Origin of the sequence: Pseudoalteromonas xiamenensis (assembly GCF_017638925.1) — a bacterium.
GTDB lineage: Bacteria > Pseudomonadota > Gammaproteobacteria > Enterobacterales > Alteromonadaceae > Pseudoalteromonas > Pseudoalteromonas xiamenensis.
Genome location: NZ_CP072133.1, coordinates 1,660,594 through 1,680,133, shown reverse-complemented (window position 1 = coordinate 1,680,133; position 19,540 = coordinate 1,660,594). Strand labels below are relative to the sequence as shown.

Sequence of the window (19,540 nt, the reverse complement as noted above, 5' to 3'; positions counted from 1 at the left end):
TAGCCGGGTTTTTTTATGCCTGTGATTTGAGTTTTAATACAATAGCTTGCGACGCCTTGCTACCAGATAAAAGTAAATTGCTTCGTTCAAATTACGGCGTAGCAGCCTCTACTTCGCAGTGAAACTGAATGTTGACAATATAGAAGTAATAAAAACATAATTAACATTTTTATAATGTTGTCGTTGTTGCTGAAGGATTGAATAAGTGGCTATGGGGATTCAATGTAGTTATTCGGATGTGTGTAATGCAAACACCTGAAGAATATGAAATTACCCTACGCGTAAATGCGTTAGTGAAAGGGCTTAAAAAACGCCGAGGTTATACTAAAAAGGACATCAGCCAGAAACTAGGTATTGGCCTTACCACGTTTAATGACTACTTAAATGGCGTTAGCTCTTTTAAACTCGGCACGCTTATTAAATTTGCATCTCTGTGTAAACTCACCTTACCGGATATTCTCGATGATACGCTGGAAGCGAAAAAACTTTACTCGGAAGACCTAGCGGATAGAGCTAATACTGGTAAAAATACGCTGGATTTTTTGGCTTTCATTTTATTGGTACCTGCTGCTACTAACGCCCATAACACTCAATATTTATTCTGCTTTCTACATATTTTGCTCATTTTTTTCGCAAGAAAAGATCTTAATAGTATGACAATGTCGTTAGTTTTTTTGGTTACATACGTAATAGCTGATCTCATCTTTTACCCAATTGATATTTATATATTTCCAAACTTCAATAGCTTGATACAAAATGCAGTGGCTTTTGGGGCGTGCATTGTAGTCGATATCTTGTTGATTGTACTTTTAAAAAACCGAACCTTACTTTCACTTTGGTTTTCAAAAGGAAATAACAAACGAGTGCTGGAAAAGAACTTTATTGAAGGGCCTATATATGCTGTAGCGATAGGTTTTTTGTTGGTGGATGGAGTGGCATTTGTTGAAAATCTAATTCGCAATCTAGAGTATTTAGGTTTTGACGAAAGTTTTGCCAAATATTTTTGGAAAATAACGTATGTCTATGACTATTTTGAATACTTAAAATCAGGTCTGATGGCAAGCGTTGTAATATTGCTTTTCATTGGCACTCGCATTAGACAGCAGCCGCCAAATTTCGCGTTAACTTAACTAACATCTTAAAAAGCCTTTTAATCAACAGCATGTTCTTTATACATAACCGGATTAGATAGACTGGGTTCGGTATTGAGTTTTAATGAGTAAATTAGCATGTTAACTGATTTTCATGACATCAAATGAAGGATAATACCGTGCAAAGGACAGATTATTAAAGATGCAATCACCAGAAGAGTATGAAATCACGGAACGTGTAAATGCGTTAGTGAAAGGGCTGAAAAAGCGCCGAGGCTATACAAAAAAAGACATTAGCCAAAAACTAGGTATCGGTCTCACCACGTTTAATGATTACTTAAATGGGGTTAGTTCTTTTAAACTCGGCACGCTTATTAAATTTGCAGCGCTGTGTAAGCTCACCTTACCGGACATTCTCGACGATACATTAGAAGCGAAAAAGCTCTACTCGGAAGACCTAGCGGATAGAGCTAATGCCGGTAAAAATACGCTGGATTTTTTGGCTCTTGCTTTCTTCTTACCTGCAATTTTGTCTGTCAAATATATGCTTATAACCACTTGCCTTTCATTTATTGCACTGATTTTCCTTTCTGGAAAAAATATAAACAATCGGTATTTATCGGGATTGATGTTAGTTCACTTTTGTGTTGAATTACTAATACTCTATCCTATAAAGCTAGTTGTATTTCCTCATGTAAATGGCTTTGAAGGAAATACAATTGCATTTGGTATTCAATTCATTCTTTTTGTTTTACTTATTTATTTTGTTCGATTCCGAATTGTCATTTCTCTTCGTATGACAAAAGCTAAAGACCCAAAAGTGTTACAGCTAAACTGTATCGACGCACCTTTAATTGTTCTATTGTTTGGTTATGCGATACTTAACTTAGGCGCATTCATTGAGAACTTAATAAGAAATTTGGAGCATTTGGGGATAGAAGAGGACTATGCAAGGCAATTTTGGAAACTGACATATATTTACGATAATTTTGAAGCTTTCAATCTAATCTTGACGTTCATGACTGTAATTGTCCTATACATAGGAATCAAGATCCAAAAACGACAAGATAGGCAGAGCGTGGTGTTTCAATCGCAAAAATCGATTTAAAAATAGGGAATGAGGGATAGTAGCGTGCAAAGGACAGATTCTTAGAGATGCAATCACCAGAAGAGTATGAAATCACAGAACGCGTAAATGCGTTAGTGAAAGGGCTTAAAAAACGCCGAGGCTATACAAAAAAGGACATCAGTCAAAAACTAGGTATTGGCCTCACTACGTTTAATGATTACTTAAATGGGGTTAGTTCTTTTAAACTCGGCACGCTTATTAAATTTGCAGCGCTGTGCAAACTTACCTTGCCGGATATTCTCGATGATACGCAGGAAGCGAAAAAGCTTTACTCGGAAGACCTTGCGGATAGGGCTAATGCAGGTAAAAATACCTTAGATTTCTTGGTCTTTGTAATTCTTATCCCTACAGTACTAGGTGCATTTACAATTCAATGGGTCTTTTTAGCTATATTGATTCTCCTACTTTTTTACGCAAGAAAAGATCTCAATAGCCAGTCTCTTTCACTGGTATATATTGTTGTTATGGTTCCATTCTACCTCATGTTCATTCCTATTGAAGAGTATATATATCCAAATTACAGTGGCTTTATTCAGAATATTGCTGCTTTTAGTTTGGCGATATCGTCTGATTTATGTCTACTGTATCTATTAAAGAACAAAATGCAGCTTGGGATCAGATTGAGAAAGAGCAACTTTTCGGTATTACTAGAGAAAAACTATATTGAAGGGCCTCTTTATGGTGTAACAGTTGGGCTTCTATGTGTTGATTTATTAGCATTTTTGGAAAATATTATCCGTCATTTGGACAAACTTGGTATTAGTAAAGAGTTTGCCAAACAGTTTTGGAAAGTCCGATTTATTTATGACCATTTCGAGTACTTTAAAATTTTCTTAATGGCGTTGATTCTTGTCTTGCTATTTGTAGGCACGCGAATTAGGCAGCGACAGCACCGATTAGCTATGGGCGAGTCCAGACTTGGTATGAATACCTAGTTCACAAACAGTGAATCTGAAATGCAAAAAAGATGCGTGTCTGAAAAAGGTCCGAAATCCATCACATTTCGTTGAATATTTTTTTGTTACTGCTAAAATTCACTTTTGTTAAATTTATGTGTGATTCTAGGTTGCTCGATACGAGCGTTTGATGGTGGGGCAAGATGCAAACACCCGAGGAATATGAGGTCACTGAACGCGTTGCTACGCTAATGAAAAGCTTGAAAAAACAGCGCGGTTATACCAAAAAGGACATTAGCCGACTATTAGGGGTTGGCCTTACAACGTTAGACGATTACTTAAATGGTGTCAGTTCATTTCGCTTAGGGACATTGCTAAAATTTGCACAACTTTGTAAAGTAAACTTAAGTGATATATTAGAAGATTCGGAAAGATTAACGAAACTATATGGAAGAAATACAGATGAAGCTGATTCACAGTCAAAAATTGAAACTGAATGAAAAAAAACAACTTAATGCTAGACAATGCGAGCAGATATTTGGTTCAAATGGCACATTTAAAGGACCAACCAAGAGGACTGAAGCTAAATTGGCTCCGCCGATTGAGTCTCAGCCTGTAATCCCTGTAACAGAGGTTAGTCCATGAAGGCATTGCTATTGTTATTATTAGCAATTCTTGGTGGGGTATTACTTGTAGATTCAGTATCTGCAGGACAGAACATTCAATCAGTATTTTGTGTCATTTTACTGCTTTTGGTTGTTTTGTCTAAAAACGAGTTTAACAGTCTGTTTTTGGTTCTTATTTTTTTTGTAACATTTTTGCTGAGTAAAATATTATTTTACCCAATAGAAGCATTTATTTACCCTAAATATTCACCTTTATTAGTTAACTCAGTTGCTTTTGGTGTGCAATTTTTTGTTGATGTATTGATGATATATTTTGTAAAAAATAGAATGCGATTCTCATTGATGCTTACTAATGGTAAAGACCCTTCTGTAATGGAAAAAAACTATGCTGAAGGTCCCCTTTATGGGTTACTTTTAGGGTACGCGACTGGTGGATATGTTAGCGTTTATAGAAAATGTTGTTCGCAATTTAGATAAGTTAGGTATAAACGAGCAGTACGCAAAGCATTTTTGGGAAGTGTCATTTTTTTACGACTACTTCGAATATCTAAAAGGGGCTTTAATGGCCTTAAGTATAGCTGTGCTTTACATGAGCGTTATTATCCGTAAGCGTCAAATGCCAAGTGCTGCATAGAAAATCTGCACGATAAGAATTCAGACAATAAAAAACCGAGGTTAGCCTCGGTTTTTTATTGTCTCGATTTGATATACCAAAAAGAGCTTATGCAAATGCGTCTTGTAGTGGTGGCACAACTTGCTTTTTACGGCTTAGCACGCCATCTAACCATACGCGGCCTGCTTCAGGCTTCGCATTGTATGCTTTCTCGATGATAGATTCATCGTTAGACACGATGAGCATCTCTGAACCTTCTTTCATGATGTCAGTAAGAAGAAGCAGGACAGAGTGACGGTTTCCTTCTTCTTTTAGTTTGGCAATATCAGCTTCTAGGTCAGCTTTGATGTCGTCAAATACCGACAAGTCAATTACTTCAAGTTGGCCGATTCCAACTAGATTGCCGTTCATGTTGAAATCTTTGAAATCACGCATAACGAGGTCACGCACTGGTGTACCTTGTACTGCTGATTTTACTTTGAACATGTCCATGCCTAGCTCTTTAAAATCTTCAACACCTGCGATTTCAGCAAGTGCTTCAACACACTTGATGTCTGCAGTTGTGCACGTAGGTGATTTGAAGATAACCGTGTCGCTTAGGATTGCGCACATCATGATACCCGCGATGTTCGCAGGGATTTCAACGTTGTAGAAGTCATACATCATTTTGATGATGGTGTTGCTACAACCCACTGGGCGGATCCAACACTCAAGTGGTGTTGACGTAGTTAGGTCGCCTAATTTGTGGTGGTCTACGACGCCGACAACGGTTGCTTGGTCGATGTCATCAGGAGCCTGTGTTTTTTCAGTGTGGTCAACAATGTAAACTTCTTCACCTGCGTAGCTCATTTTTAGTTCTGGTGCGTCAAAACCAAAACGGTCCAGAATGAATTGGGTTTCAGGCGACACTTCACCTAAACGCGTAGGGATTGCTGCTTCACCGATTTGGTTTTTTAGGTAAGCAAGCGCGATTGCACCACAGATTGAATCAGAATCAGGGATCTTATGACCCACTACATACATTGCCATTGACGGAACTCCTTAAAAATTTGCTGGATATTTTAGCAAAGATTAGCCTGAATGAAATCCTTGCCGAGCGGCAATTGTGCTTATCTTAGATGATGATTTTCGATACACTGGCAAAATGAGGTAAAGGAGAGACGAATGTTAAGTCGTGCTGGTTGGAATAACGTGGTGATTTTCTCCATGTTATTAATGATATTTTTTCTAAATGGCTTACATCATAAACTGTTTAAAGAGTCGGATTCCTATCCTGTTTTGCCCGTGCTACCGGAATCGAGTTTTGTACTTGCCGCAGCACTGCCGGGTGTAAAGGTTGAGCGAATTGGGACATCATGGCGAAGTGAGGGGATTTGGCAGACAAATGCAGCGGACATTGAAGCTTGGCTTGTTGCTTGGACCTCCACAACGTTACAAACCATTGAGATGCCGCAAAACTTGCCAGCACCATCGAGTGCAATTCAATTTTGGCTTGCAGGACAAGAGTTACCTTGGGTGGTGACTCTTTATCAACAAGGGAATACCCCATTTTTTTATGATAAACAGCGCCAAGTTTGGTTTGCACCTACGGCTGAACAAGTCAGTCAATTTTTTAAACCTATTTATGCCAATGCACGTATGTCTGAGTCGTCGGAAGTAACGTCAGAACAAAGCGAATAAGTCCATGCCAGAATTACCAGAAGTCGAGGTGAGTCGACTGGGCATAAGCCCGCACATTGAAAAGCAACTTGTGGTTGAGGTGAAAATCCACAACCCGAATTTACGTTGGCCAGTACCTGAAGAGGTTAAATCGCTCATCGGACAGACGATTACACAGGTTGAGCGTCGAGCCAAGTATCTACTTATCCATTCCGCAGTTGGTAGTGCGATTTTGCATTTAGGGATGTCTGGTAATTTGCGGGTGGTCACGCAGTCTGAGCCATTGAAAAAGCATGACCACATTGAATTTCACTTCGACAATGGGTTGGCGGCTGCGGCTAAACGACCCTCGTCGCTTTGGTGCTTGTCTTTGGCAGCAACCGAATGAATGTCATTCGGTGTTTAAAAAACTTGGCCCAGAGCCACTCACTGATGCGTTCACAGCAAAACATTTATTTGACGCATCACGAGGAAAGAAAGTCCCGATTAAACAATTTATTATGGACAATCACATTGTGGTTGGTGTCGGGAATATTTACGCGAATGAATCGCTGTTTAAGGCGGGTATTCACCCACAATTCGAAGCCGGTAAAGTGTCTTTAGCACGTTATCAGCGCTTAACACCTATTATTAAGTCGACCTTAGCGGCAGCCATTGAACAAGGTGGAACGACGCTTAAAGATTTTGCGCAAAGCGATGGTAAACCAGGCTACTTTGCGCAGGAGCTGTTAGTGTACGGTCGTAAAGGACAGCCTTGTGTAACGTGTTTCACTGAGTTGACGGAAATCCGCTTAGGGCAGCGCAGCACGGTGTATTGTAAGCGATGCCAACGTTAAACGTTGGCCATCTCTACAGCTTCTTCGAAACAGAGCGCCGCAAGGATTTTACTGACTTGCTCAATGCGTTTTGTGAAGCTCGATTTCAACGCGCGTTCATGAATCGTGTGGTCACCGTCACCAAATGGGCCAAATCCATCTAAGGTGGGCACACCCGCGACGGCGACAATATTGGCATCTGATACACCTCCGCGGCGTTCTGTTGGAATGCTTTCACCCAAAATTGCCGCTACCTCTTCGAGCAATTGTTGTTGTGCTTCTGATGGCATCATCACGGGACGCTGCAAGCCCCCGGATAGCGTTACTTTTACGCCTGTCACCTCAATGGCTAAACAAATATTTTCAATGCTATTGAGTAATCGCGCTTGCTCAACGTCACTGGTAAAGCGAGCTTCAACCAACATCGAAGATTTGGGTGAGATGGTGTTGGCACCAATACCACCTTGAATTTTACCTACATTGACCGTGCTACCCTTTTTCAAATCAGTTAGGTTACACAGCTCAATGATCATATTGGCCGCCGCGTAATTGGCATCGATGCCATCGGCGTAATGATTGCCTGCGTGGGCAGCTTTGCCTTCTACGTTGATTTCAAAGGTTGCAATGCCTTTACGGGCAACCACCACTTCATGATTCTTGCCCGCTGCTTCAAAAACCAAACATGCGTCATAGTTTTTGGCGAGGTGTTCTGTCAATGAACGACTATCGTCACTGCCAATTTCCTCGTCACTGACTAAAAGAAAGTCGACGTTCGCGAGCTGACCAAATTGTTTTTTGAGAAAACGTAGCGCTTCAAGTGCAACGAAGTTGCCACCTTTCATATCGCAAGCACCAGGTCCATAAACCCACTGTTCGTCCATGTGGAAATCGGTAAAGGTATCGGGTGGAAAAACGGTATCTAGGTGGCCTAGTAGTAACACTTTCTTACCTGAACGACGGGCTGAGCGAAACAATAAATGGTCGCCCACTGTGTCGCGTTGGTAACGAGTTAGAGACATTCCTAATGGTTGGATAAGTTCAACCATGAGTTCTCCGTGTTTATCTACTCCGGTTTTGTGTTTGCTGTATGAATTGCAGTTTATCAACGTAGCTAAGTCGGTGAAATTGAGCGTGTCCATGATGCTTCCCTTTTCAAAACTGCGCTCATCGTGGCGAGGATTGGTTGCAGTTCAGTGAAGGTTTTATGAACAGTTTTTGGCGTGCGGATTTGGTCAAAAAGTTGTCATAGAGCAACGCGTACAATAAAAAAGGATTAAATTTTGAGCAAAAATGCTCGCGCAAAATGGAGACAGGCATGACGAACACAGAGATGAATCCTCACGTAGGACTTTGGATGTATCAAAACAGTGGTGGGGCAGCGATTGAAGAGAAATTAGTAAAAGCGTTGAAAGCGCGTGGCATCCAAACGACGACGGGATTGAATCTGCGCGATGCGCGCGCGCAAGATGGGATCATCACGTGCAATGGCGTCAACATGGAATCGCTTTCAACATTTTTAAGCTACAACGCTGGTGAACAAAGCCAATTCCAAGTTTATCTCTATCAAGTGTTAAGTCAGTCTATTCCGACGATTAATGATTTTAATGCCTTTGCGTTAGCAGAGGATAAGTTCCGCACATCGCATTTGCTTAATCAGCATGGGATCCACACGGCTGATTATCGCTTGTGCCATAAACATGATATGGACGGGTTAAAGCAGGCTCTGCACGAGTTTGGTGGCAAGCTAGTATACAAGCCAACCGAAGGTTGGGGCGGTGTGGGAATTGTTAAAATTGACAGTGAACAAGCACTCAACATGCTGACGCCATTCCTCACGCGCACGGATTTACGTTACTTCTATGTCGAGCGTTTCATCAATTATGATCACACCGATTTTCGAGTGGATGTTGTCGATGGTCAAGTTGTAGGGTGTTATGGCCGTAAGGCACCCAAAGACGATTGGAAGACCAATATCACCAGCGGTGGTTCGGTGTTTGTGCGCGAACTCAATGATGAAGTGGCCGAGCTCGCTATCAAAGCGACAGCGATTTTGGGATTAGACATTGCAGGCGTCGACATTATTTATGACCGTGATTTCGAGCGTTATGTAGTACTTGAAGTAAATACTATTCCCGCATTTGCGACGCCTGATCAGGAAGCTCTGGGGATCAATTTCAACGCGCGCAAATTAGAGGCGATGGTGGGCTTAATTGAAAAGCGTGCTTACGGGCAACTCGCAAAAAAGCAATCTAAGGTGGCTTAGTCATGAAATCATCATTACCTAAAATCGGCTTATTGTATTTGGATTATGTACTGCGCTTTTTTGATAAATCGAATTTCAAAGGCTGGCCAGAAAAAATTGAAACGGTTACTTATCACTGGGGCAAAGATAAAGCGCGTTTCATTGCAGAAGTAAAACGCAAAAAGATCGATGTGTTAATCGGCAACATTCCGGCAACGGCGTATGAAACGTTTCGTGAAATCGCGCGAGCACTTCCTCATGTGCGTTTTTTACCGTCACTCGACAGTCAGTTTTCCAACAAATCAAAAGAAAACGTGACGCATTTTTGCCACAAGTACGATTTACCGGTCCCTCACACCGAAATTTTCTACATCCCAGAAAACGCAGAGCGTTATCTGGCAAAAGCGACGTATCCGAAAATTATTAAACGCTCATATGGCCCATCGAATTATGGCGGTTATTTTGTCCACAAAGTGGATAACGCGAAAGAGGCGATGGCGCTGCTACAAGAACGTAAATATTACCCCGTCTACGTGCAAGACTTTGTGCCAATGGAAGCTGACATTCGAGTGATGTTAATTGGTCACAAGCCAGTTTGTGCATTTTGGCGTAGACCGCCTGAGGGTGAATGGTTAACGAATACCAGCCAAGGCGGTTCGATGGACTATCAAGATGTGCCTAAATCCGTTCTAGCGTTGGCCGCTCGCGCATCGAAAGCGGCAAAAGCGGAATACTGGGCGTGTGATATTGCGCTTGGTAAAGATGGCAAGTTACGCATTTTAGAATGTGCAACAGCCTTTGCCGCCTTTCCGTACATCCGAGATTGGATAGGGCAGTATTTAATGTGGCTATTATCTGACGGTAAATTCCGCAAGCCGTTCATCCCACTGTTTAACTGGGAAGAGCTTGGCAAAATTGATTCAAGTTTGCTGCGAACAATGCGCCATATCTATTTTGGCCAATATACGCCAAGCCAAGATGTTGGTGACCAATTTGTGGATATGGATGAACAGCAATTTCCATTGCTTTCTAACTCCCCCTTTAATGGCGAAGAATGGCCAAGTGAGCACTGGAACTTCCAGGATAATTTCCGTCTTAGTGCAAAAGTGATCCCTGCCAAAGCGGTGCAACGCATGTTAGATGCGGATGAAAGTGGCGAAATACTCTCCAACGTATCCGGCGCGGAATTCAGCGAAGCTGAATTAAAATCCTTGCTTCTTGAGGTCAAAGGCGTGGGCAACAAAATGGTCGAAGACATGTTTGGATTATTTGGCGTGGCGGGCATTGTCGAGGCGTTAAACCACGATCCTTATCGTCTTTGTGAAGTGCCTAATTTGAAGCAAAAGAAACTAGAAAAAATCGTTGCTCATTGGCGTGAACAATTCGCCCCAGCGTGACCAATTGGGGGGAGGGGAAACCCTCTCCTCCTCGATTCCTCTATTCGCGCGGAAAGTCACAAATCAGGACGTCAAGCTTATGAAAATTCAATACACTTCGTATCAAGAAACCATTGCCTTTTTGCAGCGTGCAATGAGCGCTCACCCACATTTAATTCGCCTACAAAGTATCGGTGAAACGTGGGAAGGCAGACCTATCATGCTCGCGACTATTTCGCTCGACGTGACATACGCAGACGACAAACCTGCGTTACTGTATACCGGTTCTATTCACGCAAGGGAATGGATTGGTAACGAACTCGCGATCAAATTCATTCAATATGTGATGGATAACTATCGTTTTAACCCTAAATTACAAAGCGCGTTGACGCGTAATACGTTGTATATGGTGCCTTGTTTAAACCCCGATGGTTTTGAATACTCGCGCAATCATTTCTCTTTTTGGCGCAAAAATCGTCGCAACAATGGAGATGGCACGTTTGGGGTCGATTTAAATCGCAATTTTGATGCTAAGTTTATGAAAAACCAAAATACGTCATCTAACACGTATGGCGGTCCTCACGCTTTTTCAGAGCCTGAAACGTGCGCTATCCGTGATTTTGTGGAAGCGCATGCCAACATCCGTATTGCGCTTGACTACCACTCTCAAGGCAACGTGTTTTTCCCAGCGCATAAATTCAATCACGAAGTTGAAATTGAAGGTACGGATCTCAACGTGCTGTGCGCCAACATGAATCATGAAATTAAGAAAGTAACGGGACGCCAATACGGTATCCACCGAGGCAAGCCGCCAGCACAACTCATTCATGGAAGTGGCCGAGAATATTATTATCGAAAAGGGATCATTGCGACCGTTGTTGAGGTGGGTACACGAAACATCCCTGATTACATGAAAAACATGTCAGAGAGCATTGCTGAAAATATCCCTGCGATTTTGTATGCGCTTAGCGAGTCGATAAATTATTCCCCCATTGCTCCTGCTCGTGTTGAAGGATTTACAATCAAAGACGTGGATCATGATAGTGTGGAGCTTGAGTGGCAATATCAGAGCCGTGACGATATCTATTTTGAAGTGTATCGCAATGAACACAATAAAAGTGCGTGTGGTGAAAGCAGCTTAGTCGCTATTACTAAATCTCTGTCGTTCACGGATACGCAGTTGAAGAGTGGACATTTCTATTTCTACAACATTCGAGCGGTAGACAAAGTAACGAAAATCAAATCACCTTTTAGTCCTGAGCTGCGCCTCAAAACCCGTCTTGAGCGCCATGAAAGTGCGCGAACCTTATTTCCAACTCGTGACACCGTTGGGTACTTGTCTAAATTGAATCAGCAAAAAAACCGTGAGCATTTCGGTTATAACTCGATGTTTATTGGGATAGACAAACAACGCGGGATAAGCGTTGGGGTCGTGCAATTTGATTTATCCACGCTTGTGCCAAAATCCACAATTCAAACGGCACACTTTTACTTGTATCCCATGAATCGAGTGGCCGCAAAAATTGAAAATTACGGTGAGTGGTCCGTGTCTATCTTAGATGTCACGAGCGTGGCAGACATCTACGATTATGACAGCGTGATGGGGGCAAAGGTGTTGCATACCCTTGGCTACACGTATGGCTCAGACAAAATGACGCAAGGCATTTGGTTAAAATGGTCGTTTAACGGTGTTGAGCGTGCGATTCTCGATAAGCTTATAGAAGGACGTAAATTGTTACTTCGTATTCAAGGGCCAACGAGTCTGCCACTTGGAAACGATTCACAAATTATGCAGTTTGATATTGGTTATGGTCCATTTGGTTGTGGCTTACACTATCGTCCAAATCTTGAACTCGTTTACCAACTACCTGAAAGTGAATTGAAACTTGCCCCGAGTAGCTGCAACACCATTTTTAAAGAGTACGTGGTAGCTGACCGATTAGCATCTGGATTTGATGGCGCGGGTGACATTGTTTATGGGCAAATGGCGTTTGAATTGAATACCGAACTTGAGCCTGAAAAAACCGTTTTCACCAGTGCGAGGCTAACGCTACGTTCCAGTAACGCCATTGCTGGTGCAAAAGACGTACGTTTTACGATAGAGTTGGTTGAACTGAATGACGTGGATTATGCCCATGTGAAACAACGTCAAAAAATCGAATACATTGGTTATGAAGTCAGTAACGAGCAATTGAAGGAACGTGCTGTACATCACTTCATCTTTGACAGTTTCAGTTTGCAGGAGCTAGAACGGTTACATGAAGCGAAACGTCCTTTTTATTTTATTATCCGAGCCACGGCAGAATCAAAGGCAACAGACGCGCTAGTCAATTGGAATAATTGCCAAGATTCACAACCAGCAGAGCTTCACATTCGCTACATTGAACGACGCAAAGAACCCGTCGAAGCACCCACCAATTTGCAGGCGCAAGTGGAAAATGGCGTCGTCAAACTCACGTGGAATAACCCAAGTGATGAGGATTTTGTGGGTAGTTTTGTCGTGCGTAACCGCTTCCATCCCCCCCGTTCACCATTCGATGGTGTGAAATTATATGGGGGTAAAGATAACTACACCTTAGACAATTTTGGCAATCCGAGTGTGCCAAAATACTACGCCGTATTCAGTTATGATGATGCGCCGAATTATTCAGAGCTCGCGCAGTTGCATTATTCTGGCAACCAATAACGGCTAACAGACAAAGCGAATATCTTTGACCCTATGGGCGATATTCGCCTTGTTTGGTTTACGTTAAACAACGTGAGCGGTCATTAGTGTGTCAATGCATTTTGGCAGGTAGACACCACTTCTTGCAGGATAAAATTCACTAACGTCGGTGAAATTGCGCAAATCTGAGCAATGTCCTTTTGCTTGTAATCCCCCCATTTGTACAAGCTTAATATCGTTTGATGGCGACTTGATAATGTTGTCACAGCTTGCATGATCCGGCGATTGAGGTTTTGTTCGATCAGTGAATCTTCAGCACTGGGCTGATTATCGATACATTGGCATGGGGAGGTATTGTCGAGATCTACCCAGCTTTCGCGTGTGCGCTTACGCAGCATATCAATGGCAATGTTACGTGCAGTTTGATAGCAATAGGCCGATGGATTTTCAACCTCCTTAAGCTGCTCTATGGACAGGTTTGAAAGGCGGATAAACGTTTCTTGCAATGCATCTTCTGCAAGATAGTGGCAGTGCAAAATGGACGTTAGATACGCAATCATTTTCTCTCTCTGCGTTTGTATCAGCCAAGCCCAATGATCCCTTTTTGCTACGCAGTTTGAGCTCACGACCTCACTCATTTTATCCCTCAGTAATCAATAATGAAAATAATTATCATTTAGATTCTAAGATCGATACAGGGTTAATGTCAAGGCTTCTTAAAATTAAAAATTTACCTATTTGTAACGTTTGTATCTTATTTAGGCGCTTGGTTTGGTTTTTGCTCTGAGATAAAAATAATTCGTATTTTTATTAAATTTTTCTAAAAGTCACTCGTCATGATGGCGTTGGATGTACAGAAATTTTTTGTTTTAACTATAAATTTCAGTTGTTTAAATTTTATTCTCGAAGCCTTTTCACATTGTTCGAATTGTTTCATCACAATTGGGATTCGAGGAATATGCAAATACAAAATTAGACTGGGTGGTTTTATGTTAAAAAGTTGTATCGATTGGCCTATGGAGGAACGTGCGCAGTATCGTCAAGCTGGGTATTGGACCGATGAAGAGCTTAGTCTTATTTTGGAACGTCAAGTTCGAGACAACGCCAATGGCGTTGCTATCATCGATGGCGCGCGCGAAAAAACCTATGCATGTTTGGATAAAGCATCCACCCAACTTGCAGGCTATCTCCATGCTCAGGGTGTGCGAGCGGGTGATACCGCAATCGTTCAGTTACCAAACTGCTATGAATTTTACGTGGTGTTTTTCGCGTTGCAAAAACTGGCCGTGCTTCCGGTTAATGCGTTGATGAATCATAACCAAATAGAGTTATTGCAATACGCAGACGCGCTGAATCCAACACTTGTTATTGCCGATGCAAAACACCCACTTTTTGGCACAAACGACTTTACCCAAACATTGCAGGCGAAGGCCAATAACTTGCGGCACGTATTGCTCAAAGGGCCTAGCAGTTGGGCACGTAATTTAGTTGAGAAACTGCATGCCTCGGCGTGTATAAATCATCATGCGGCGTTGCCATTTCGAAAGCACAACGCGGATCATGTGGCGTTTTTCCAACTTTCCGGTGGCAGTACTGGTACACCTAAACTCATTCCGCGTACGCACAATGATTACTTCTACAGCATTCGTCAAAGTGTGGATGTATGCCAATGGAGTTCAAACACGCGCTACCTGTGCGCACTGCCTGCTGCTCACAATTTCCCGCTGAGGCTCGCCTGGTGCATTGGGTGTATTTTACGCCGGTGGTACGGTGGTGTGCGCACCAGATCCTTCTCCAAGTAGCTGTTTTCCGTTGATAGCACAACACCGCGTAACGTGGACCGCGTTGGTGCCACCCGCTGCAACCTTGTGGTTGGATTCCAAAGAGCGTTGCCATGCTGATTTAAGTTCGCTTGCCATTATTCAAGTGGGTGGAGCAAAGCTCAGTGCCACTGTTGCAGCAAGGCTGGAAGATGAACTGGGCGTGCTACTGCAGCAAGTGTTTGGGATGGCGGAAGGACTGGTGAATTACACGCGTTTAGATGATGACGCGTGGACGCGCCATCACACGCAAGGTCGGCCGATGAGTGAAGCTGACCGCGTTCAGATTGTGGATGAACACAACCAACCCGTCGCGCTAGGCGAAACGGGTCTTTTGACGACAAAAGGACCGTACACTTTCCGTGGTTACCTCAATGCACCTGTTCATAACTTACTCGCTTTTACGCCTGAAGGATTTTATCGAAGTGGTGATCTGGTGAAACAAACCGCGTCAGGTTATCTGATTGTGGAAGGACGCGATAAAGATCAGATTAACAAAGGTGGAGAGAAGGTAGCGGCGGAAGAGCTCGAAAATCACTTCCTTGCGCACCCTGCGGTGCATGATTGCGCGGTGGTCGCGATGCCGGACACGCTGCTCGGCGAACGCATCTGCGCGTTCATTGTTAAACGAGAACACGAAGCTGAACCGGTTAGTCGCGCCAGTTTAGCCCGCTTTATTCGAAGTGTCGGGCTTGCCAACTACAAAATCCCTGATCGTATCGAGTTTATCGATGTTTTACCCAAAACCAAGGTTGGGAAAGTCGATAAAAAAGCGGCGCGCGAACACATCAAGCGTCTACTGAACTGTTTACCTACAGCATAATTTTTAAAGGGAACCTTTATGGCTATTCCACGTATTGCATCTTACCCATTGCCAATCACTCGACCGGACAATCGCACACAGTGGCAACTTAACCCAGACAAAGCGGTGTTGCTTGTTCATGACATGCAATCTTATTTCGTCAATTTTTATGACGTAAACAGCGCACCAATGAAGCCGTTGATAGAGCGTATTGACGCACTCATCCGCGTCTGCGAAGACTGCGGGTATTCCAGTGGTGTATACCGCGCAGCCCGCGGATCAAGATCCGAGAGAGCGAGCATTATTGACGGACTTTTGGGGAACCGGTTTGACCGCGAAAGACACGGCTATCTTACCCTCGCTTGCACCCAAAACGGACGATAAGGTTTACACCAAGTGGCGCTACAGTGCATTTAAACGCAGCACTTTACTTGACGATATGCAGGCGCAAGGTCGCGATCAGCTACTTATCTGCGGTATTTATGCACACATTGGTATCTTATCGACGGCACTGGACGCGTTTATGTATGACGTAAAAGCCTTTGTGGTGGCGGATGCGGTTGCGGATTTTAGCCAATCTGAACACAACCAAGCCATGCAGTATATTGCAACACGATGTGGGCAAGTACAGCTACTGGATGAAGTTATCGAAGCGTCGCGGTCAAGCGACTCGTCGCAAATTATTTCGGTCAAATCCATCCAACAAGCAATTGCATCGGTATTGTCTATTGATGTTACAGAGGTTTTACCAGACGAAAACTTGATTTACTTAGGCCTCGATTCAATACGGGTGATGGTACTCATTGATGCATGGCGGGCACAAGGAATAGACATTAGCTTAGCCGAGCTGTCGGAATGTACCACTGTGCTTGAGTGGCATGACGTGCTGAGTCAAAAAGCGCGCAATGAGGCTGCCGCGGCATGAAAACATGGCCTATCACTCAAGCACAACAAGGCATTTGGCTAGGGCAGGTTAAGTCGCCTGAAAGCACCCGCTATAACACAGCCGAATTTATTGAGTTGAATGTTGCCCTTGATTCGCAAAAGTGGCTTGGTGCGGCATCCCGTGTGTTGCACCGTTGTACGGCGCTGAATGTACAGTTTGTGGAAATGTCTGGCGTGTTGTCGCAAAACCCGCTGTGTGAGGCGCAGCGCGTAAAGGTGCTTGGCGAATACCTCGACCTAACGAATGAGGTTGAGCCGCTTGATTCGGCAAAGCGATTTTTAACCAACTGGTATGCGCAACCTTACAACTTGAGCGAAGGGCACCTTTATCGCCACGTGCTCATTAAACTTGCAACCAATCACTATTATTGGGCGTTAGGAGCACATCACATTGCGTTGGATGGCTTTAGTTTTTCGCTTTTGACGAATCGAGTGGTTGCAGCCTATGACGGTGAGTCTGTGACGTCGGATGAAGCGCAGTATCTGGCAATACTCGAAGAAGATACCAAATATCAACATAGTACCGCATATGCGCAGGATAAAGCCTACTGGCTTGAAACGTTGCGAGACTTCCCAAGTGCAGCGACGCTACGAGCTGGGGATGAGCCAAGCGGCGATGAAAAAATTAAAGTTGCCACCACACTGAGTCTCAAATTTAATTAATCGTTTAGACGCACAAGCACAGGAAGTCGGTGCAAACTGGACGGAACTGCTCTTGGCGGCGGTGGCGTTTCTAATTCATGAAAAGACGGGTGTTGCACGCACAATCATAGGCTTACCTGTCGCCAACCGTTTTGGTTCAAAAGCCGCGAATACACCCTGCATGCATATGAATATTGTGCCGGTGTGTATGCAGTTTGAAGACTGTGAACGCTTCGCTATGTTACTGCAGCAGGTGTGTGTTGAACTCAAAAAGGCGCGCAGACACTTTCGATTTCGTTATGAAACACTTGGCAGCCTAGCGCACGTTGAGCCGCTTCCTACCCGTTTGTTCGGGCCAGTTGTTAATATTTTACCATTTGAACGACAAGCCGAATGTGACGGTGAACCAATCTTAAGTCATACCTTAAGTGCCGGCCCAGTAGATGATTTGGCCTTTATCTTCATTAAGCATGCTGATGGCAAAGTGAGCTTTGAACTGGAAGGTCAACAATCAGGTTATACCCATGGCGAGCTTTTGGTATTGCAAGCCAAGGTGGTGAGTTTACTGGGGGCGCTCAGTAAAACGCTTGATGTGCCTTTGGAACTTAAAGATGCAAATTTGGCGATGACTTCGTCGCCAACCGAATTGGTTTACTCAGAGACGTTCGATGTGGTCTCACAATTTTTTGCGTGTGCGAATGCCACGCCGACTGCGACGGCACTTGCCTTGGTCGATGGGCCAAGTTGGACGTATGCACAATTGGCTGAGCAGGTGAGTCTACTTGCAAGCCACCTACAAGCTCTGCATCAAACCAGTGGAAATACGATTTTATTGCTACTGCCAAGAAGCCCAAAAACCATTATTGCCATGTTAGCGGTGCTCGCGGCCAAACAACGCTTTGTGTTCATTGACGTGGACGCACCGATTGAACGCAACAAACGCATTGTTTCAGATGCAAAGCCGTCATTGGCGCTGGTGGATGAACAGACCGCGTTGTTTATGTCAAAACTCGATGCATTGCTACCGAGTATGAATGTGACAACGCTCGCCGCGTCAAACACGATGGCGGCATTGAATCCACTTGATGACAGTGATGAAGCGTATTTAATTTACACATCCGGTTCTACTGGCCAGCCCAAAGGTGTGCAGGTGAATCATGGTGCGCTGACGGGGTTTATTGTTGGAGCGCGTGAAGCCTACCAAGTGAATGCTGACGATACAGTACTGCAATTTGCACCGTTTCATTTCGATGCCTGTATTGAAGAAGTGTTTTTGACCCTTACAACAGGGGCTAAATTGGTGCTTCGCAATGACGCGATGCTCGATTCCTTCGATGCGTTTATTGCCGAAATAGCACGTTTGCAGATCACCGTGTTGGATTTACCGACCGCGTACTGGCATGAACTGTGTCGTTTTGTGTGCGAATCAAACCTCACCCAATTAGGTCAAGTGCACACCATCATTATTGGTGGTGAAGCAATCAATCGCCATCGTATCGACGCGTGGCGTAGGCAGATGGGATCGTCAATTCGAGTGTTGAACACCTACGGCCCAACAGAAACGACGGTCGTGGCCACGTGTATCGATTTAAGCCAAAGTAATTCGACCAATTCGATAGGCTTGCCGTTACCAGGCCGTGGTGCTGTGGTTATGCGCGATGCGGAGCACATCGCCAAAATGGGTGAGCGTGGCGAGCTTTATCTGACGGGCGCTGGACTGGCTACAGGCTATTTAGGTCAAACAGAACTGACCGAGGCCGCGTTTGTGTCGTTTTGGGATCCTGTTGTGCGGCAAAGAACGCGAGCTTATCGCACGGGCGATATGGTACGCATGCTGGGTCGTGGTCAATTAGACTATTTAGGACGTGAAGATGCGCAGCTAAAAATCAGTGGCTATCGCATTGAACTGGGCGAAATCGAAGCCGTCATGTTAGAAAACGCGGCGATAGTGGATGCCGCAATCACGCTTTTACGTGATAGTGAAGGTCATCCTAAAGCCCTTGCAGCACATTTAGTTTGTGAGACACCGTGGTCATTGGAAGCATTCCGTGCCCAGTTCTCAGATCAGCTACCTGCTCCCATGCTACCTGTGCAAGTGAACTATTACGCGGCATTACCAAAAACACCTGCTAATAAAATTGACCGAAAACGTTTAGCGGCTACGTCACAGATGACCAATACCCCAACAGAGACTCAGCGATTTTGAGGGGTTAATCGCG

General features: G+C 43.9%; 17 protein-coding genes and 1 pseudogene. 15 read left to right on the top strand and 3 right to left on the bottom strand.

Going from position 1 to position 19,540, the window contains the following annotated elements; all coding sequences use genetic code 11:
* The first annotated feature begins 245 nt into the window (after positions 1-245).
* The 5 genes from J5O05_RS08090 (at position 246) to J5O05_RS08070 (ending at position 4,219) form a co-directional block, all read left to right on the top strand.
* A complete protein-coding gene (locus J5O05_RS08090) occupies positions 246-1,130 on the top strand; it encodes a helix-turn-helix domain-containing protein (protein WP_208844344.1) in 885 nt (294 codons plus the stop codon).
* A gap of 163 nt (positions 1,131-1,293) precedes the next feature.
* Entirely contained in the window at positions 1,294-2,199 is a 906-nt protein-coding gene (locus J5O05_RS08085; RefSeq protein ID WP_208844343.1) for a helix-turn-helix domain-containing protein, read from the top strand.
* A gap of 47 nt (positions 2,200-2,246) precedes the next feature.
* A complete protein-coding gene (locus J5O05_RS08080) occupies positions 2,247-3,155 on the top strand; it encodes a helix-turn-helix domain-containing protein (RefSeq protein WP_208844342.1) in 909 nt (302 codons plus the stop codon).
* 164 nt (positions 3,156-3,319) lie between these two features.
* Entirely contained in the window at positions 3,320-3,616 is a 297-nt protein-coding gene (locus J5O05_RS08075) for a helix-turn-helix domain-containing protein (protein WP_208844341.1), read from the top strand.
* 141 nt (positions 3,617-3,757) lie between these two features.
* A complete protein-coding gene (locus J5O05_RS08070) occupies positions 3,758-4,219 on the top strand; it encodes a hypothetical protein (RefSeq protein WP_208844340.1) in 462 nt (153 codons plus the stop codon).
* 244 nt (positions 4,220-4,463) lie between these two features.
* On the opposite strand, the gene J5O05_RS08065 is transcribed toward J5O05_RS08070, so the two are convergent.
* The gene (locus tag J5O05_RS08065; RefSeq protein ID WP_208844339.1) at positions 4,464-5,384 is read right to left on the bottom strand and encodes a manganese-dependent inorganic pyrophosphatase; all 921 of its coding nucleotides are present in this window, start codon (positions 5,382-5,384) and stop codon (positions 4,464-4,466) included.
* A 135-nt stretch (positions 5,385-5,519) separates the two neighbouring features.
* On the opposite strand from J5O05_RS08065, the gene J5O05_RS08060 reads away from it, so the two are divergent.
* Both J5O05_RS08060 and mutM read left to right on the top strand, forming a co-directional pair.
* Positions 5,520-6,035 carry a hypothetical protein gene (locus J5O05_RS08060; protein ID WP_208844338.1) on the top strand — a complete coding sequence of 172 codons (516 nt, stop codon included), beginning with the start codon at positions 5,520-5,522 and terminating at the stop codon, positions 6,033-6,035.
* 4 nt (positions 6,036-6,039) lie between these two features.
* Positions 6,040-6,850, top strand: a pseudogene (mutM, locus tag J5O05_RS08055) (bifunctional DNA-formamidopyrimidine glycosylase/DNA-(apurinic or apyrimidinic site) lyase).
* Here mutM and J5O05_RS08050 read toward each other — a convergent pair.
* Positions 6,847-7,968 (bottom strand): M20 family metallopeptidase, encoded by a 1,122-nt coding sequence (locus tag J5O05_RS08050; protein WP_208844337.1) that lies wholly within the window; start codon positions 7,966-7,968, stop codon positions 6,847-6,849. The pseudogene mutM and the gene J5O05_RS08050 sit on opposite strands and share 4 nt — an antisense overlap.
* 176 nt (positions 7,969-8,144) lie before the next feature.
* Here J5O05_RS08050 and J5O05_RS08045 point away from each other — a divergent pair, with 176 nt between their 5' ends.
* The 3 genes from J5O05_RS08045 (at position 8,145) to J5O05_RS08035 (ending at position 13,133) form a co-directional block, all read left to right on the top strand.
* Positions 8,145-9,092, top strand: a complete 948-nt coding sequence (locus J5O05_RS08045; protein ID WP_244369925.1) for an ATP-grasp domain-containing protein — start codon at positions 8,145-8,147, stop codon at positions 9,090-9,092.
* Between the two features lie 2 nt (positions 9,093-9,094).
* Positions 9,095-10,468, top strand: a complete 1,374-nt coding sequence (locus tag J5O05_RS08040) for a hypothetical protein (protein ID WP_208844336.1) — start codon at positions 9,095-9,097, stop codon at positions 10,466-10,468.
* A gap of 79 nt (positions 10,469-10,547) precedes the next feature.
* A complete protein-coding gene (locus tag J5O05_RS08035) occupies positions 10,548-13,133 on the top strand; it encodes a M14 family zinc carboxypeptidase (protein WP_208844335.1) in 2,586 nt (861 codons plus the stop codon).
* Positions 13,134-13,216: 83 nt separating this feature from the next.
* On the opposite strand, the gene J5O05_RS08030 is transcribed toward J5O05_RS08035, so the two are convergent.
* A complete protein-coding gene (locus J5O05_RS08030) occupies positions 13,217-13,750 on the bottom strand; it encodes an RNA polymerase sigma factor (protein WP_280117688.1) in 534 nt (177 codons plus the stop codon).
* Between the two features lie 351 nt (positions 13,751-14,101).
* Between J5O05_RS08030 and J5O05_RS22405 the strand changes: the two genes are divergently transcribed.
* The 5 genes from J5O05_RS22405 to J5O05_RS21760 all read left to right on the top strand — a co-directional run bounded on the left by J5O05_RS22405 (position 14,102) and on the right by J5O05_RS21760 (position 19,527).
* On the top strand, positions 14,102-14,914 hold the full coding sequence (locus J5O05_RS22405; protein WP_280117687.1) for an AMP-binding protein: 813 nt from the start codon (positions 14,102-14,104) through the stop codon (positions 14,912-14,914).
* Entirely contained in the window at positions 14,856-15,755 is a 900-nt protein-coding gene (locus tag J5O05_RS22400) for an AMP-binding protein (protein ID WP_280117686.1), read from the top strand. Before J5O05_RS22405 ends, J5O05_RS22400 begins: the two co-directional genes overlap by 59 nt.
* A 190-nt stretch (positions 15,756-15,945) precedes the next feature.
* Positions 15,946-16,659, top strand: a complete 714-nt coding sequence (locus J5O05_RS08020) for an isochorismatase (protein ID WP_244369921.1) — start codon at positions 15,946-15,948, stop codon at positions 16,657-16,659.
* The gene (locus J5O05_RS21765) at positions 16,656-17,342 is read left to right on the top strand and encodes a condensation domain-containing protein (RefSeq protein ID WP_280117685.1); all 687 of its coding nucleotides are present in this window, start codon (positions 16,656-16,658) and stop codon (positions 17,340-17,342) included. Before J5O05_RS08020 ends, J5O05_RS21765 begins: the two co-directional genes overlap by 4 nt.
* Before the next feature lie 52 nt (positions 17,343-17,394).
* Positions 17,395-19,527 (top strand): amino acid adenylation domain-containing protein, encoded by a 2,133-nt coding sequence (locus J5O05_RS21760; RefSeq protein ID WP_280117684.1) that lies wholly within the window; start codon positions 17,395-17,397, stop codon positions 19,525-19,527.
* Positions 19,528-19,540 lie beyond the last annotated feature (13 nt).

Coding starts and splice junctions, on each gene's coding strand:
- J5O05_RS08085 (WP_208844343.1), top strand. CDS start 1,294: ATGCAATCACCAGAAGAGTATGAAATCACGGAACGTGTAAATGCGTTA.
- J5O05_RS08060 (WP_208844338.1), top strand. CDS start 5,520: ATGTTAAGTCGTGCTGGTTGGAATAACGTGGTGATTTTCTCCATGTTA.
- J5O05_RS08050 (WP_208844337.1), bottom strand. CDS start 7,968: ATGGACACGCTCAATTTCACCGACTTAGCTACGTTGATAAACTGCAAT.
- J5O05_RS21765 (WP_280117685.1), top strand. CDS start 16,656: ATGAAAACATGGCCTATCACTCAAGCACAACAAGGCATTTGGCTAGGG.
- J5O05_RS08090 (WP_208844344.1), top strand. CDS start 246: ATGCAAACACCTGAAGAATATGAAATTACCCTACGCGTAAATGCGTTA.
- J5O05_RS08045 (WP_244369925.1), top strand. CDS start 8,145: ATGACGAACACAGAGATGAATCCTCACGTAGGACTTTGGATGTATCAA.
- J5O05_RS08030 (WP_280117688.1), bottom strand. CDS start 13,750: ATGAGTGAGGTCGTGAGCTCAAACTGCGTAGCAAAAAGGGATCATTGG.
- J5O05_RS08070 (WP_208844340.1), top strand. CDS start 3,758: ATGAAGGCATTGCTATTGTTATTATTAGCAATTCTTGGTGGGGTATTA.
- J5O05_RS08035 (WP_208844335.1), top strand. CDS start 10,548: ATGAAAATTCAATACACTTCGTATCAAGAAACCATTGCCTTTTTGCAG.
- J5O05_RS08040 (WP_208844336.1), top strand. CDS start 9,095: ATGAAATCATCATTACCTAAAATCGGCTTATTGTATTTGGATTATGTA.
- J5O05_RS08075 (WP_208844341.1), top strand. CDS start 3,320: ATGCAAACACCCGAGGAATATGAGGTCACTGAACGCGTTGCTACGCTA.
- J5O05_RS08065 (WP_208844339.1), bottom strand. CDS start 5,384: ATGGCAATGTATGTAGTGGGTCATAAGATCCCTGATTCTGATTCAATC.
- J5O05_RS22405 (WP_280117687.1), top strand. CDS start 14,102: ATGTTAAAAAGTTGTATCGATTGGCCTATGGAGGAACGTGCGCAGTAT.
- J5O05_RS08080 (WP_208844342.1), top strand. CDS start 2,247: ATGCAATCACCAGAAGAGTATGAAATCACAGAACGCGTAAATGCGTTA.